The 14,998-nt window shown below is 72.3% G+C and carries 16 protein-coding genes and 1 other RNA gene; 14 read left to right on the plus strand and 3 right to left on the minus strand.

Translation table 11 applies throughout. The features are described 5' to 3' along the window. Positions 1–6 precede the first annotated feature (6 nt). The 8 genes from GA0070620_RS29465 (at position 7) to mctP (ending at position 8,359) form a co-directional block, all read left to right on the plus strand. The gene (locus GA0070620_RS29465) at positions 7–579 is read left to right on the plus strand and encodes a flavoprotein (RefSeq protein WP_091596274.1); all 573 of its coding nucleotides are present in this window, start codon (positions 7–9) and stop codon (positions 577–579) included. Positions 580–709: 130 nt separating this feature from the next. After that, positions 710–1,540, plus strand: a complete 831-nt coding sequence (locus GA0070620_RS29470) for a Nif3-like dinuclear metal center hexameric protein (protein ID WP_172836635.1) — start codon at positions 710–712, stop codon at positions 1,538–1,540. After that, complete coding sequence (locus GA0070620_RS29475) at positions 1,537–2,274, plus strand: zinc ribbon domain-containing protein (RefSeq protein ID WP_091596278.1); 738 nt, start codon at positions 1,537–1,539, stop codon at positions 2,272–2,274. The genes GA0070620_RS29470 and GA0070620_RS29475 overlap by 4 nt, the downstream gene beginning before the upstream one ends. 4 nt (positions 2,275–2,278) lie before the next feature. After that, positions 2,279–3,496: a bifunctional RNase H/acid phosphatase gene (locus GA0070620_RS29480; RefSeq protein WP_091596280.1), complete on the plus strand. Its 1,218-nt coding sequence runs from the start codon at positions 2,279–2,281 to the stop codon at positions 3,494–3,496. Between the two features lie 90 nt (positions 3,497–3,586). Further along, entirely contained in the window at positions 3,587–3,667 is an 81-nt protein-coding gene (locus GA0070620_RS34355) for a putative leader peptide (protein ID WP_355149468.1), read from the plus strand. A gap of 112 nt (positions 3,668–3,779) precedes the next feature. After that, positions 3,780–6,236: a M14 family zinc carboxypeptidase gene (locus GA0070620_RS29485; RefSeq protein ID WP_231922015.1), complete on the plus strand. Its 2,457-nt coding sequence runs from the start codon at positions 3,780–3,782 to the stop codon at positions 6,234–6,236. 231 nt (positions 6,237–6,467) lie between these two features. Next, positions 6,468–6,710, plus strand: a complete 243-nt coding sequence (locus GA0070620_RS29490; RefSeq protein ID WP_091596284.1) for a DUF3311 domain-containing protein — start codon at positions 6,468–6,470, stop codon at positions 6,708–6,710. Beyond that, the gene (gene mctP, locus GA0070620_RS29495; protein ID WP_091596286.1) at positions 6,710–8,359 is read left to right on the plus strand and encodes a monocarboxylate uptake permease MctP; all 1,650 of its coding nucleotides are present in this window, start codon (positions 6,710–6,712) and stop codon (positions 8,357–8,359) included. Before GA0070620_RS29490 ends, mctP begins: the two co-directional genes overlap by 1 nt. Before the next feature lie 38 nt (positions 8,360–8,397). On the opposite strand, the gene GA0070620_RS29500 is transcribed toward mctP, so the two are convergent. Continuing rightward, complete coding sequence (locus GA0070620_RS29500) at positions 8,398–9,009, minus strand: TetR/AcrR family transcriptional regulator (RefSeq protein ID WP_091596288.1); 612 nt, start codon at positions 9,007–9,009, stop codon at positions 8,398–8,400. 86 nt (positions 9,010–9,095) lie between these two features. Between GA0070620_RS29500 and GA0070620_RS29505 the strand changes: the two genes are divergently transcribed. Beyond that, positions 9,096–9,986: an NmrA/HSCARG family protein gene (locus GA0070620_RS29505; RefSeq protein WP_091596289.1), complete on the plus strand. Its 891-nt coding sequence runs from the start codon at positions 9,096–9,098 to the stop codon at positions 9,984–9,986. Between the two features lie 193 nt (positions 9,987–10,179). On the opposite strand, the gene GA0070620_RS29510 is transcribed toward GA0070620_RS29505, so the two are convergent. Next, positions 10,180–10,638, minus strand: coding sequence for a MarR family winged helix-turn-helix transcriptional regulator (locus tag GA0070620_RS29510; RefSeq protein WP_091596291.1), 459 nt, complete (start codon positions 10,636–10,638; stop codon positions 10,180–10,182). A 54-nt stretch (positions 10,639–10,692) separates the two neighbouring features. Here GA0070620_RS29510 and GA0070620_RS29515 point away from each other — a divergent pair, with 54 nt between their 5' ends. Continuing rightward, positions 10,693–11,925, plus strand: a complete 1,233-nt coding sequence (locus tag GA0070620_RS29515; RefSeq protein ID WP_091596293.1) for an MFS transporter — start codon at positions 10,693–10,695, stop codon at positions 11,923–11,925. Between the two features lie 57 nt (positions 11,926–11,982). Here GA0070620_RS29515 and GA0070620_RS29520 read toward each other — a convergent pair whose 3' ends face one another. Beyond that, complete coding sequence (locus GA0070620_RS29520) at positions 11,983–12,744, minus strand: sulfite exporter TauE/SafE family protein (RefSeq protein WP_091596295.1); 762 nt, start codon at positions 12,742–12,744, stop codon at positions 11,983–11,985. Positions 12,745–12,955: 211 nt separating this feature from the next. On the opposite strand from GA0070620_RS29520, the gene rnpB reads away from it, so the two are divergent. The 4 genes from rnpB (at position 12,956) to GA0070620_RS29535 (ending at position 14,943) form a co-directional block, all read left to right on the plus strand. Then, positions 12,956–13,370: RNase P RNA component class A (gene rnpB, locus GA0070620_RS29525), an RNA gene on the plus strand. 41 nt (positions 13,371–13,411) lie between these two features. Continuing rightward, complete coding sequence (locus GA0070620_RS32840; protein ID WP_157741733.1) at positions 13,412–13,750, plus strand: hypothetical protein; 339 nt, start codon at positions 13,412–13,414, stop codon at positions 13,748–13,750. Between the two features lie 156 nt (positions 13,751–13,906). Further along, a complete protein-coding gene (locus GA0070620_RS29530; protein WP_091596297.1) occupies positions 13,907–14,590 on the plus strand; it encodes a hypothetical protein in 684 nt (227 codons plus the stop codon). Then, the gene (locus GA0070620_RS29535) at positions 14,587–14,943 is read left to right on the plus strand and encodes a transcriptional regulator (RefSeq protein WP_172836526.1); all 357 of its coding nucleotides are present in this window, start codon (positions 14,587–14,589) and stop codon (positions 14,941–14,943) included. The genes GA0070620_RS29530 and GA0070620_RS29535 overlap by 4 nt, the downstream gene beginning before the upstream one ends. Positions 14,944–14,998 lie beyond the last annotated feature (55 nt).

The raw sequence follows: 14,998 nt of genomic DNA on the forward strand, positions 1-14,998 counted from the left end.
GGCCTGATGACCGGCCCGCAGTCCAGCAACGGGCGCCGCGAGGTGCTCTACGTCATCGCCTGCGGCTCGCCGCTGGCCCGTCACGTCGGTCGGCTCGTCGACCTGGCCCAGCAGGACGGCTGGGACGTGTGCGTGGTCACCACGCCGGACGGCGCGAAGTTCGTCGACGCGCCGGCGCTGGCCCGCCAGACCGGTCACCCGGTGCGAACGCACTACAAGCAGCCGAGCGACCCGGACCTGTTGCCGCCGGCCGACGCCATGATCGTCTGCCCGGCCACGGTCAACACGGTCAACAAGTGGGCCGCCGGGATCACCGACACACTCGCCCTGGGGCTTCTCGTGGAGGCCCAGGGCCTGGGCGTCCCGATCGCGGCGGTGCCGTTCACCAACGCCGCGATGGCCGCCCACCCGGCGTTCCGGGCCGGCCTCGCCCGGCTCGACGAGTGGGGGGTGACGGTCCTGTTCGGCGACGACGTCTTCCCGCTGCACGCGCCCGGCACCGGTGAGCGTCACCTGCACGCCTTCCCGTGGGGAATCGGCCTGAGCGTGCTCCGCCGCCCGGTCTGCCCGCTGGTCTGAGCCCACCGCCCGTCCCGGTCCGGGCCGCGTCGCTCCGGCGCGGTCCGGCGGGGGAGGCCGCCCCGCACCGCGTACGCCGGTAAGCTGGCCCGCCGTGAGCACAACCGGATCCGGGCCGACGGTGACCGACGTGGTCGCCGAGCTGGAACGGCGCTACCCGCCGGCCTGGGCCGAGGACTGGGACCGGGTCGGTCTGGTGCTCGGTGAGCTCTCCGCCCCGGTACGTCGGGTTCTGTGCGTGGTCGACGTGGTGCCGGAGACGGTCGCCGAGGCGCTCGCCGCCGGCGTGGACATGATCGTCGCCCACCATCCGCTGCTGCTGCGCGGCGTGTCCTCGGTCGCCCCGACCACGTACAAGGGGCGGATCGTCCACCAGTTGATCCGGGCCGGGGTGGCGCTCTACGTGGCGCACACCAACGCCGACGTGGCCGCCCCCGGCGTCTCCGACGCCCTCGCCGCCCGGTTCGGGCTGACGGGGCTGCGCCCGCTGCACCCGCCGGCGCCGGGTTCACCAGCCCACGGGCCCGGGCGGGGCATCGGCCGTGTCGGCGAGCTGCCCCGGCCGATGACCCTCGCCGAGCTGGCCCGGCACGCCGCCGCTGTGCTGCCCGCCACGTCCTGGGGCGTTCGCGCAGCCGGCGACCCGGGGCGTACGGTGCGTAGGCTCGCGGTCAGCGGCGGTTCGGGCGACGCCTTCCTGGCCGACGCGACCGCCGCCGGGGTGGACGCGTATCTCACCGCCGACCTGCGGCATCACCCCGCCGGCGAGCACCTCGCCGCCGACGGGCCCGCCCTGCTCGACGCCGCCCACTGGGCGACCGAGCGACCCTGGTTGGACGACCTGGCCGCGCTCCTACGGGAGGCGCTGGGCGTCGAGACCCTGGTGTCCGACCTGGACACCGACCCGTGGACCGTACACGCCGCCACACCCGCGGTGGACGACAAGGAGCCCCGACCGTGAAGGCTGACCCGCAGGTCCAGCGCCGCCTGCTCGACCTCCAGGCGATCGACACCGCCCTCGCCCAGCTCGCCCACCGCCGTCGCTCCCTGCCCGAGCGCGCCGAGCTGGAGGCTCTGGCCCGCGAGCTGTCCGCGCTGGAGGACGAGCGGGTCCGCGCCCAGGTGGCGGTGGACGACCTGGACCGGGACATCGCCCGGATGGAAAAGGACGTCGAGCAGGTCCGGGCCCGCAAGGAGAAGGACGAGGCCCGGCTCGCCGCCGGCACCGGCCCCGCCCGCGAGCTGGAGGCGCTCCAGCACGAGCTGGCGTCGCTGAACCGGCGGCAGAGTGACCTGGAGGACGCCGAGCTGGAGCTGATGGAGCAGCGGGAGACCGCGCAGGGCGTGCTCGACGGCGTGGAGCAGCGGCTGGCCGAGACCCGGGACAAGCGTGCCGCCACCGAGCAGCGCCGCGACGACAGCCTCGCCGAGATCGCCAAGGAGGAGGAGTTCAAGCGGACGTCGCGTCAGCCGCTCGCCGCCGACCTCCCGTCCGACCTGGTGACGCTCTACGACCGGATCCGGGAGGACACCGGGCTCGGCGCCGCGCTGCTCACGGCGGGCCGCTGCGGCGGCTGCCGACTGGAGCTCTCCGGCGCCGACCTGGCCCGCATCCGCAAGGCGGCCCCGGACGACGTGGTCCGCTGCGAGGACTGCCGGCGGATCATGGTCCGGACCAACGAGTCGGGCCTGTAGACCGATGGCGCCACGGGTGGTCCTCGTCGAGGCCGACGGCGGGTCGCGGGGCAACCCCGGCCCGGCCGGCTACGGCGCGGTGGTCCGCGACCCGGACAGCGGCGAGGTGCTCGCCGAGCGGTTCGAGTCGATCGGAGTGACCACCAACAACGTGGCCGAGTACCGGGGCCTGATCGCCGGCCTGGAGGCCGCCGCGGAGCTGGGTGCCGCCGAGGTCGACGTCCGGATGGACTCGAAGCTGGTCGTCGAGCAGATGTGCGGCCGCTGGCAGATCAAGAACGCCGGTCTGCGTCCGCTCGCCGCGCGGGCCGCCGACCTGGTGACACGGTTCGACGCGGTCCGGTTCGGGTGGATCCCCCGGGAGCGGAACCGGCACGCGGACGCGCTCGCGAACGCCGCGATGGACGGGGCCGCCTCCGCACCGGCCGCGCCGGTGGTCGACGCCCCCCGGATCGTGGAGCCGCCGCGCGGGATCGGCGCCGATCCGGCGGACCGGGGCGCCGCGCGGGAGGTCGCCGACCGGGCCGCCACGGCGCGGGACACCGGCGGCGACGCGACGACCACGCCCGCCTCGTGGGAGCCCCGGCCCAGCTTCGCCGCCACCCGGCTGATCCTGGTGCGGCACGGCGAGACCGAGTACACCGAGCAGGGCCGCTACTCGGGCCGCGGCGACGTCGCGCTCTCCGCCCGCGGCCGGGAGCAGGTCAGGGCCACGGCCTCCCGGGTCGCCGCGCTCGCGCCGGGCGCCGTCGCCGTGGTCAGCTCACCACTCTCCCGCTGTACGCGGACCGCGGAGGCGATCGCCGCCGCCCTCGGTGGCGTGCCGGTGCGCCGCGACGAGGACCTCATCGAGTGCGACTTCGGCGCGTGGGAGGGACGGACCTTCGCCGAGGTGCGCGAGGGCTGGCCGGGCGAGTTGGACGCCTGGCTGGCCTCGACCCGCGTGGCCCCGCCGGAGGGGGAGTCGTTCGCCGCGGTCGCCGAGCGGGCGGGCCGTGCGGTGGCGTCGCTGCGGGAGGCGTACGCCCGGGAGACAGTCGTGGTGGTCTCGCACGTCTCGCCGATCAAGCTCGTGCTGCGCGACGCCCTCGCGGCGGACGACGCCTTCCTGCACCGGCTCTACCTGGACGCCGCCGGCATCTCGGTGGTGGACCTGTGGCCGGACGGCGGGGTGGCCGTCCGCTCGGTCAACGAGACGGCCCACCTGGCCGACATCGGCTGACGTCAACCCTTTCGACGGGTGGTGACCGCCACTGTGGACGATCTGGGATTGCGTTGACAGTGTGGTGAGCGTCGATCGAGGATCAGTCTCGTGCGAAGCGTTCACCTGACGAAGCGGGGTCACATCGACCTCCTGCGCGTCGCCAGCGCCGCCTGTCGACGCTCCCTCTGACGCCGGGTCCCTCCCTCCTCGCACGCTGCTGGCGTAACCCCGATTCCGCAGGTCTCCGGCCCTGCGACGCGTCCGCCTGCGCGCACTCCTCCTCGTGACAGGAGATGTGTCCTTGTTCGTCCGTAGAACGACTGCCCGGCTCACCGCGACCGCGGTGGCCGCGACGGTGCTCTCGACGGCGGCGCTGACCGCGCCGGCCGCCGCGTCGGCCCTGCCGACGGTGCCGCCGACCGCCCCCGACCTGTCCGACATCCGCGGCTTCCCCCAGCGCAGCGTCCTGTCGGTCTGGCCGGACAATCCGGCGGACGCCTCCATCCCGATCGGCGTCATCCCCTATGACGACATCGCGCCGAAGCTGAACGCCCTCCAGGCCGCCGGTGACCGGGTCTCGGCCCGGGTGGCCGGCAGATCCGCCGGTGGCTACGACCTGTACGCGGTCACGGTGACGGCACCGGAGACCCGCGCGCAGGCCCGGCAGCAGGAGATCTGGAAGCGCGAGATCGAGGACGATCCGGTCCGCGCGCAGCGGGACCGAGCGCTGCTCGCCGGCTACAAGACCCCGCTGTTCGTCAACGCCAACATCCACGGCAACGAGTGGGAGGGCACCGACGCGGCCCTGCGGGTGATCGAGCAACTGGCCACCGACACCAGCGCCGAGACGGCCCAGCTGCTGACCCGCAACCGGCTGGTCTTCAACATCACGTCCAATCCGGACGGCCGGGTGGCCGGCACCCGGGCCAACGCCGCCGGCTACGACCTGAACCGTGACCTGACGATCGTGTCGCAGCCGGAGACCAACCTGATCCGCGAGCTGATCGTCGACACCAAGCCGATCATCACGCTGGACCTGCACGGCTACGTCAGCCCGACGCTGCTGCACCCGAGCACCCCGCCGCACAACGTGAACAACGAGTACGACCTGTACATCAAGCACGGCCTGCCGAACGCGCTGGCGATCGAGGCGGGGCTGCGTGACCTCGGCTATCCCGAGACGCAGCGGGCCCGCATCCCGTTCCGCGACGACGAGCCCGGGGTGTGGGACGACTTCCCGCCGATCTACGTGCCGTCGTTCGCGATGCTCCAGAGCAGCATCCCGTACACCATCGAGGCGCCACTGAACCCGCGCGGCGGCAACCTCACGCCGGAGGAGCGCGTACGCCGGTCCGGCATCAACACCGACGTGCACGAGGTGGCCATCCGGACGTCGCTGCGGTACATCCAGGAGCACCGCGCCGAGGTGCTGCACGACCAGGCCGAGGTCTACCGGCGCGGCTGGGCCGGTGAGCCACTGCGGGACATCCCCGACGGCTACGTGCCGGGCTGGGGCCCGGAGGACGACTACCGCACCACGTTCCCCCGGGCGTACGTCATCCCCACCGGCACCGGGCAGCGGTCCGAGCCGGCCGCGGCGCGCCTGGTGGACCTGCTGATCGGCAGCGGCGGCCGGGTGTGGCGGGCGACGAAGTCGTTCACCGCCGACGGCCGGCGCTACGACGCCGGCTCGTACGTGGTCGACCTGCACCAGCCCAAGCGGGGCCTGGTCAACTCGCTGCTGGAGCCGGGCGTCGACATCACCGAGCGGGTGGACGACCTGTACGCCGGGCCGGCCGCCTGGAGCCAGGGACTGACCTGGGGCGCCACCGTGGACACGCTCTGGGACGAGCTGCCCCAGGTGCGGCTGGAGCGGACGTACGACGGGCGGGCCGACGGTGACCTGCCACCCGGTAACGGCGACCTGCGCCTCGACCCGCGCGACGCCGCCGACCTGCTGACGGTCAACTCGCTGTTGGCCAAGGGCGTCGCGGTCCACCGCCTCGCCGACGGGTCGGTGGTCGTTCCCGGCACGCCGACCAACCGCCGGCTGGCCCGAGCCGAGGTCCGCGCCAACGGGGTGACCTTCGAGCGCGCGCCGGCCCGGTGGCGCGGGGTCCGGCTGGACCGGGTCGTCGTCGGCTACCTCGGCACGGCGGAGGAGCGGGACACCCTGGCCGACCTCGGCTTCGAGGCCCGGGCCCTGACCGCCGCCACGCTCAGCACGACGCTGACCGCCGAGGTGGACGTGCTCCTCGTGGCGGGCGCCGTCACCCTCGCGAACCTGACGCCGGAGAACCGGGCCGCCCTGGACGCCTTCCTGGCCCGTGGCGGCGGCGTGGTCGGCCTGGGTACGCCCGGTGCCGGGTTCAGCAACGCGGCCGGGCTGCTGTCGGTGACCGCCACGGCGGGCCCGAGCCTGGCCAGCGGGGTGGCCAACGTGGTCAACGCCGGCGGACCGGTCAGCACCAGCGCGGCGGCCCAGGCGTTCATCAGCCAGCCGGTCTGGTTCACGAACCTGGGTGCCGGCGTCGCCGTCGAGCAGTCGTACGCGGCGGACCCGCTGCTGTCCGGCTGGTGGGCGGTCGACGGGGCCGGTGGGCAGGGCGCGGCGGCCGGCCAGGCCAGCATCGTCCGGGGTGTGTCCGCCGGCGGCAGCGGTGTCGTGCTGTTCGGCACCGACCCGACGTTCCGCCTGCACCCGAAGGGTCTCCAGGCGCAGCTCGGCCGCGCTCTGCTGTGGACGGCCGAGCGGTGACCGCGCGGCGCTGACCGACCGGCGGTGAGCCGATGACGGGCCCGGGTGCGACACGCGCCCGGGCCCGTCGCCGTGCCGGGGTGGGGTCGAAGGGCGCGTCCGGCTCACCGTTCGGCGCAGCTCGTCGGCCGTTCGGCGCAGCGGCCCGGAACGATCCGGCGTGACGGCGCTCACATGGTCGTAGCCTCCGGCCGTCACAACGCGCGTTTCCCCATCCCGGAGGTGTGTCACATGGCTGCACCCGAACCGGAGACGCCACCCACGGCGTCGTCCAGGGCGAAGGACCACAGCCCCTGGAACTGGTTGCTCTTCATTCCGATCGTGGTGCCGCTGGTCCCGGCCTTCTTCAACGCGGACTCGCCCCGCCTGTTCGGCTTCCCGCGTTTCTACTGGCTCCAACTGGCCTTCATCATCCTCGGCGTCACCACCACGACCGTGGTGTACCAGCTGACGAAGAAGCGGGGTGACCGCTGATGTGGCGCGACCACCTCACCGAGATCATCGTCTTCAGCCTGCTCTTCCTGCTGGTCAGCGCGATGGGTTTCGTGGCCGCTCGCTGGCGCGCCCCGAAGGACATGGCCCACCTGGACGAGTGGGGGCTGGGCGGACGCAGCTTCGGCGGCTGGATCACCTGGTTCCTCGTCGGCGGTGACCTCTACACCGCGTACACCTTCGTGGCGGTGCCGGCGCTGATGTTCGGCGCGGGCGCGGCCGGCTTCTTCGCCGTGCCGTACACCATCGTCATCTACCCGCTGGTGTTCCTGGTGCTGGTGCGGCTCTGGTCGGTCTCGCACCGGCACGGCTTCGTCACCCCGGCGGACTTCGTCCGCAAGCGGTTCGACTCGCCGGTGCTGGCACTGCTCATCGCGATCACCGGCATCGTCGCCACCATGCCGTACATCGCGCTGCAGCTCGTCGGCATCGAGGCGGTCCTCAAGACCATGGGGGTGACCGGCGACAGCACCCTCGCCCGGCACCTGCCGATCATCGTGGCGTTCGCGATCCTGGCCGCCTACACCTACCAGTCGGGGCTGCGGGCGCCGGCGCTGATCGCGTTCGTCAAGGACTCGCTCATCTACGTCGTGATCCTGGTGGCGGTCTTCTACCTGCCCTACAAGCTGGGCGGCTGGGGCGAGATCTTCGACGCGGCGGACGCCAAGTTCGACGCCACCCCCAACCCGAACGACGGCATCCTGCTCAACGCCAACAACCAGCTCCAGTACGTCACCCTGGCGTTCGGCTCGGCGCTGGCGCTGTTCCTCTACCCGCACAGCCTCACCGGCGTGCTGGCCAGCAAGAACCGGGACGTCATCAAGCGGAACATGTCCGCGCTGCCCGCGTACAGCCTGCTGCTCGGCCTGATCGCGCTGCTCGGGTTCATGGCCATCGCCGCCGGGGTGACGCCGCTGCCGGGGTCGAAGGAGGGCACGGTCGACAGCAACACCGTCGTGCCGGTGCTGTTCGACCAGCAGTTCCCGGACTGGTTCGCCGGCGTCGCGTACGCGGCCATCGGCATCGGCGCGCTCGTGCCCGCCGCCATCATGTCGATCGCGGCGGCGAACCTGTTCACCCGCAACATCTACAAGGAGTACCTGCGGCGCGACGCCACCCCGGCCCAGGAGGCGAACGTCTCGAAGATCACTTCGCTGGTGGTCAAGGTCGGGGCGGTGGCCTGCATCGTCTTCCTCGATCCGCAGTTCTCCATCGACCTTCAGCTGATCGGCGGCGTGATCATCCTCCAGACGCTGCCGGCGGTCGCCCTGGGCCTCTACACCCGTTGGTTCCACCGGGGCGCGCTCATCGCGGGCTGGGTGGCCGGCATGGGGCTCGGCATGTGGATGCTCTACCAGGTCGCCAGCCCGACCCGGAAGCACTTCGGCGGCTCGGCCTTCCCGCTGGAGAAGTTCGGCTTCGACACCCCGAAGACGATCTACGTGGGGATCGTGGCCGTGCTGGTCAACCTGGCCGTCGCGGCGCTGCTGACGCTGGTGCTGCGCGCCGGCAAGGTGAACGACGGCGTCGACGGCACCGAGCCGGACGACTACTTCGCCGACGAGGGCGACCCCCGGGTCACCCCGGGCACCGAGAGCGACGCCGACCCGGCGCGCGAGCCGGTCGCCTGAGGTCACCGCGCCCTCCCCGGTTGATCAACGGGTGACAGTCACCCGCCGCCCCTGTGGACCGATGCGCCGTGGTCCATCAGGGGCGGCGGTGTTTCTGTGGGGCGCGGCTGCGGTCGGCCCGCTGACCTGATTCCCTCGAGGGCAAAGGTCAGCAGTTGTTCCGCCCTGGCCGCGCCCACCGGTTGTGCCGCGAGTGAGATGCCGTTGGCGAGGATCATCAGGTCGCCCATGGTGATGTCGGGCCGCACCGAACCCTCGTCGACGGCGCGACGTAGCAGTGGTTCACCGGCGGCGACAAGCATCGCCCCGCAGGTGTCGTTCTCCTCGGCGGGCTCGTTCAGGAGCGAATCCGCGAGGCCGCGGGTTGTCGTGGCGTACGCGGTGACCTCGTGCAGCCAGGTCGTCAGCGCGTCGAGGGCGTCCGGCGCGCTGAGCAGGTCTCCGGCGCGCGTCGCCAGGTTACGGACACAGCCGCGGAAGACCGCCTGAAGCAGCGACCACCGGGTGGGGAAGCGCCGGTGCAGGGTCGCCGATCCCACCCCGGCGGATCGGGCGATCTCCTCCAGCGAGGCGTACGCGCCGTCGCGGGCGACCGCCTCGGAGGCCGCCTTGACGATCAGGTCGTAGTTGCGCCGCGCGTCTGCTCTCATAGTCCGCCTTGTGAAAGTGGGGTGACCCCCCATATCGTAGCCGACGAGAAGTGGGGGCTAACCCCACTTGTTTCTCGGGAGGCATCATGGCTGTTCTCGTCATCGGCGCGACGGGCAAGCAGGGCGGGGCCACGGCCCGGGCGCTGCTCGACCGTGGCGTCCCGGTCCGCGCCCTGGTTCGGGACCCCGGCACCGAGAGCGCGCGGGCTCTGCGGTATCGGGGCGCCGAACTGGTCACCGGCGACCTGGACGACGTGGAGTCGCTGCTCGCCGCGGCGGACGGGATGGACGGCGTCTTCTCCATCCCGTACCCCGACGTGACGGACATGCGGGGCGACGCCGAGGTGACCCGCGGCCGCAACGTCGTCGAGGCGGCGCGCCGGGCTGGCGTGTCGCACGTCGTGCACAGCAGCGTCTCGGGTGCCGGCGACTTCCACCGCAACCAGCCCGGCTGGGCCGAGGGCCGGTGGGACAGGCACTACTGGGAGAGCAAGGCGGCCATCGACGAGATGGTGCGCTCCGGTGGCTTCGCGCACTGGACCGTGCTCAAGCCCTCGACCTTCATGGAGAACCTCGTCGGCTGGTCCTACCTCTTCGGCGACTGGTCCAGCGGCACGATCATCACCGGCTTCGCCGCCGACACCCGACTTCCGTGGGTCGCCGTCGATGACATCGGCGAAGCCGCGGCGATTGCGTTCACCGAGCCGGGGAAGCTCGACGGCCTTGACGTAGAACTCGCCGGCGACCTGCTCACCATGACCGAGGTCGCGGCCGTCCTGAATGAGGTCACCGGCCGGGCGATCACCGCGCCCGTGCTCACCCCGCAGCAGGCGGTCGAGCGCGGCCTGCTGCCCGCCATGGTCAACACGGTCGAGCGGATCAACGAGAACGGAAGCCCCGCCCGCCCGGAGCTGACCCGCGCCCTCGGCCTGCCCACCACCGACTTCCGCACCTGGGCGCGACGAACGTTCTCCTGAGACCTGGGCCCGGTGGGCTCGCCGGGCTCGCCTGGGCCCCGGGGTCACCGGGGTCACCGGGGTCACCGGGGTCACCGGGGTCACCGCCACGATCGTGCTCGATCATTGTTGCAGTGGTGTCGGGCGGCGTAGCAGGCCACAACAGCCAGGATGTTGCGTGATCTTGGCGGTGGGAGGCTTCTCGGCCGGGTGGTCAGCGGCGGCGGTTGCGGGAGACCAGGGCCTGGTTGAGGCGGCCCAGCAGCGCCGCCAGTGTGGCGCGGTCCTCGGGGCTCCAGTCGGCGAGCATGTCACCGTAGAGCCGCGTGCGGGCGCTCTGCACGGCGGCCATCCGTTGCAGGCCGGCCGGGGTGGGGGAGATGACGGTGCCCCGGCCGTCCGTGGGGTCGGGGGCGCGGACGATGAGGCCGTCGCGCTGGAGCGCGGACACCTGCCGGGTCACTGTCGAGCCGTCCAGGTTGAGCTGGGCGGCGAGCGCGGAGACGTTCTGCGGGCCGGCGCTGTCCAGGTGCCGCAGGATCACGTACGCGGCCCGGTCGAGCACCCGGTGCTCGGCGGTGCCGGTGGCCCGCCGGGTGGCCTCGCCGAAGCGCATCAGCAGGGCCACCTCGGTCTCGATGCGGCCGAGGGTGCGCTCGTGGTCATCGCTCATAGCTGTATGATACAGAATAAATACCTGTACGATACAGCTAAATGGGGAGTCGGAGTGGATCGTCGTTCCGAGCCGAACCGCAGTGCCATCTACGCCACCACCCTGGTGGCCTTCCTCGCCATCGCGGGCATCGCCGTGGTCGACCCGATCCTGCCTGCCATCGGCGAGGCGATCGGGGTCACCGCCTGGCAGGTCGAGCTGCTGTTCACCGCGTACATCGCGGTGATGGCCGTCGGCATGATCCCGGCGACCCTCGCGAGCGGCCGCTTCGGGTTCAAGCCGGTGCTGGTCACCGGTGTGTCCGTGGTGGGGCTGGCCGCCATCCTCGCGTCGTTCAGCGACAACATCGTCCAGCTCAGCGTCCTGCGCGGTGTCTGGGGCCTCGGCAACGCGATGTTCTTCGCCACCGCCATGGTGGTGCTGGTCAACCTGGCCGTCGACCGCGAGTGGGCGGTCGGGCTCTTCGAGACCGCGCTCGGTCTGGGCTTCGCGGTCGGCCCGCTCATCGGTGGCCTGCTCGGCCAGGCGACCTGGCGGCTGCCCTTCTTCGTCTGCGGCGTCTTCATGGTGCTCGCCCTCGCGGTGGCCGCTCGCAAGCTGCGGGAGCCGGCCAACCGGCAGGCCCCGGTACGCGTCGGGCAGATCTTCGGCACCTACCGCCGGCCCGCCTTCGTCGCGCTCTGCGTGGTGACCGCGGCGTACAACTTCGTCTTCTTCGTCGTCCTCGGCTACACACCGCTCTTCCTGCACCTGGACGTCGTGCCGCTGGGCTTGGCGTTCACCGGCTGGGGCCTCGGCCTGGCCGCCGGCATCCTGGTGATCGGTCACCGGCTCGCGCACCGGATCGGCGCGGTCCAGACCGTCGGCGTCGCCATCGCCGGGCTGCTGGTCTGCATGGTCCTCTTCGCCACCTCCACCGGCACCGTCGAGGCGCTGGTCGTGCTGGTCGCCTCCGGGCTCTGCATGGGCCTGGCCAACGCCAACCTCACCGACCTGGCGCTCGGCCTCGGCTCCCGCGACCGCCGCGTCGCCACCGGCGCGTTCAACCTGGTCCGCTGGGGTGCCGCCGCCCCGGCCCCGATCATCGCCGGCAAGCTCGCCGAGCACTCGCTGGCGCTGCCCTTCTGGGTCGGCTTCGCGGTGCTCGCGGTCGGCGTGCTGGTGTACCTCGCCTCCGCGCACCTGATGGCCGCCGGCTACGGCGAACGTGTGCTGTGGTCCCGCTGGAACCGCGCCGCCGCCGGTGCCGAACACGCGTCGGAGGAGCCGGTCGGCGAGGCGTACTGAACGGCGGTGGGGCGGCGTCGGGTGGTGGTCGCCGTCGGGGTCGGGTGCCGGTTGCCGTCAGCCGAGGGCGCGCCAGAGCAGGTAGAGGCCGATGACCGTGCCGAAGACGACGATCAGCGTCTTGAGCACCACGGGCGGCAACCGGCGGACCAGCCGGGCGCCCACGTACCCGCCGAGCAGTGTCGCGGGCGCCACCACCGCCACGGCCGCCCAGTTCACCGGCCCGAACAGGGAGAACACCACCACCGTGGTCAGCCCCACCACCGCCGACAGCAGGTTCTTGACCGCGGTCACCCGGGCCAGCGTCGCGTCCAGGACGAGCGCCAGACCGGCGACCAGCATCACCCCGAGCGCCGCGCCGAAGTAGCCGCCGTACACCGCGCCGAGCGCGACCATGGCCTGCACCGTCACCGTGCGGCGGCGCGGCGGGAGGTCGCGGGGGTGGCCGACGAGGCGGCGCAGCGGGTCCTGGAAGGCCAGCACCGCCGTGGCCCCGAGCACCAGGAACGGTACGGCCACCTCGAAGGCGCGCGCCGGTGTGGCGAGCAGCAGCAGCGCCCCGCCGATCGTGCCGAGCACCGTGGTCGGCACCAGCGCGGCCAGCGACCGGCCCCGGGGCAGGTCCATCCGGCTCCCGGCGACGCTGGCCGCGTACCCCGGGAAGACCGCCACCGAGTTGCTGACGTTGGCCGCGACGGGCGGGAGCCCGACGGCGATCATCGCCGGGAAGGTGATCAGCGATCCACCGCCGGCCACCGCGTTGACCGTGCCGGCGGCGAGGCCGGCGGCGAGCAGCAGCACGGCGTGGGTGAGATCCATGATCCCCGCAGGCTAGTACGCACCCGATCGACGCGCTCGGTCGGTCACCGCGCCGATGTACCGCCGCCCCAGGCGGCGCTCCCTCGGTGGCTCTCGTCGGCGGCTGTCGCGCAGGGCGACCCGGCGGGCTCGTGCCGGGCAGCGCGATCTTGCGGCGGGCGGGCCGGCAATAGGCGGCGGCCCGCCGTCGTTAGGATGAGTGCGCGACGGACGAGTCGACCGGGCGGTCGCGTCGGCGGGCTCCGGCCCGCCGCCGAGGAACGTCCGGACTCCACAGGGCAGGGTGGTTGTTAACGGCAACCCGGGGTGACCCGCGGGACAGTGCCACAGAAAACAGACCGCCGACCCCATCGGGGACGGTAAGGGTGAAACGGTGGGGTAAGAGCCCACCAGCACCCCGGGTGACCGGGGTGGCTCGGTAAACCCCACCCGGAGCAAGGCCAAGAAAGGGTTGTCGACCGGAAGGACGACGGCCCGCGCAGACGCTCGAGGACGGCCCGTCCGATGTCTGCGGGTAGGCCGCTGGAGCCTGCCGGCGACGGCAGGCCGAGATGGATGGCCGCCGCCGGCGCGAGCCTATGGGCGCGCGCCGCGCACAGAATCCGGCGTACAGGTCGACTCGTCCGTCGCCCACCAGGTCGCAGCCTCGATCAGCCACTCGACACTGGTGCTACACGCCCACGCCGACAGCAGCCACAACGAGCACCTCAACGTCATATTCGAAGACGTCCGCGCCGTGAAGCTCTGCCCGTCCTACGACCCGTTGATTCTCCAACCCGCAGAACACGACACCCGCGCCAACATCCTTGCCTTCGCCCGGATACCCGAACGCCACCTGGCCCGGTACCTCTGCCTCACTCTGCCCACCACAGACACTGAACCGGGCTTCATCGCCTGCGCACAGGTCACCGTCCTGGCCAACACCGTCACCGACCCCGGCGACGCGTACACCTGGAACGCGTACTCCCGGCTACTGCATCAGCTCAGAGAACCAACTCCCACGTAAGCGACAGCACGCTGGGAAGCGCCGGGGCGCCTGGCCCCTGGGTCTGCTCGGCTCCGCCTGGAACTCATGGTGTTTGCGGGCCGCGTTGGTCCAGTACCTGCGCGCCGATCACCAGCTTCACTGGCGCCAATCGGTTTGTTATGCAAACCTATCTGCATGACTACAGATTCGGTGCCGGCCGGCGGAGATCCCCGGCGGCTGTTGGCTGAGGCGCGCGACCTCGCGCGCCGGGTCCGTCTCGCCCAGCGGGTGACATGGTTGCCGCTGCTGGTGCTGTCCCTGGTCACCTTCGGTGCGATTCCCGTCTACCGGTTCGGCCACCAGGTCGTCAGTGACTGCCGGCCGGTGGCGGACGGTCAGGTGTGCAGGGTCGAGTTCCAGGCCGTGGGGTTCTACTGGCTGGGGGCGATGGTGGCGGCCTACGTGGTGATCGCCGCCGGCTACCTGCGGGTGGCCCGGGCCCGGGGAGTGGGCGCACGCGTCTGGCCGTACGTGCTCACCGGCGTCGCGCTCGTCGTGCTCTTCTCCGTCGTCCCGCCGGAGTGGATCTTCCGCGACCCGTCGGTGTACGGCAACCACCCGTCTGCCGCCTCGCTGTTCCTGACCCGGCTGCTCGATCCGACGGGCCTGGTCGGGTTGGCCCTGCTGATGCTGGCCTGGCTGGAGCGGCACGTCGCGCTGTTGCTGTTCACCCTCGGCTACCTGGCGGTGGTGCTGGTGCCGGTCAACGCCTGGGGCGGCCACTGGGGTGACACTCCCCGGCTGGTCGTCAGCGGCGGTCTGCTGCTGCTGGGCGGCGGCGGTTTCGCGCTGGCGCAACGGCTGCGGCGGTCCCGGTGACCGACCCCGCCGGCACCCCGGTGCCGGAAGAAGCCGAGTCGCAGCATCCGGTCACCGGCCTCGACGACGTGGTGCACCAGCGGGTGCGGCTGGGCATCCTGACCATCGTGCACGAGGCCCGCCGGGTGGAGTTCGGCTACCTGCGTACCCAGTTGCGGCTGACCGCCGGCAACCTCTCCCAGCACATCGGGGTGCTGGAGGCGGCCGGGCTGGTGCAGGTGGAGAAGGGTTACGCCGGCAAGCGCGGCCGAACCTGGATCACCCTCACCGCAGCGGGCCACGCCGCTCTCGCCGACGAGATGGCACGGCTGAAGGTGCTGATCGCCCGGGTCGAGACCGCCGGCGGTCAGTAACGACCGCCGGCCGGCCGGGAAGTGGCCAGGGCGTCCGGTGGCGCACCCCACAGCT

The sequence above is a fragment of the Micromonospora krabiensis genome (assembly GCF_900091425.1).
In the GTDB taxonomy this organism is placed as follows: Bacteria; Actinomycetota; Actinomycetes; order Mycobacteriales; family Micromonosporaceae; genus Micromonospora; species Micromonospora krabiensis.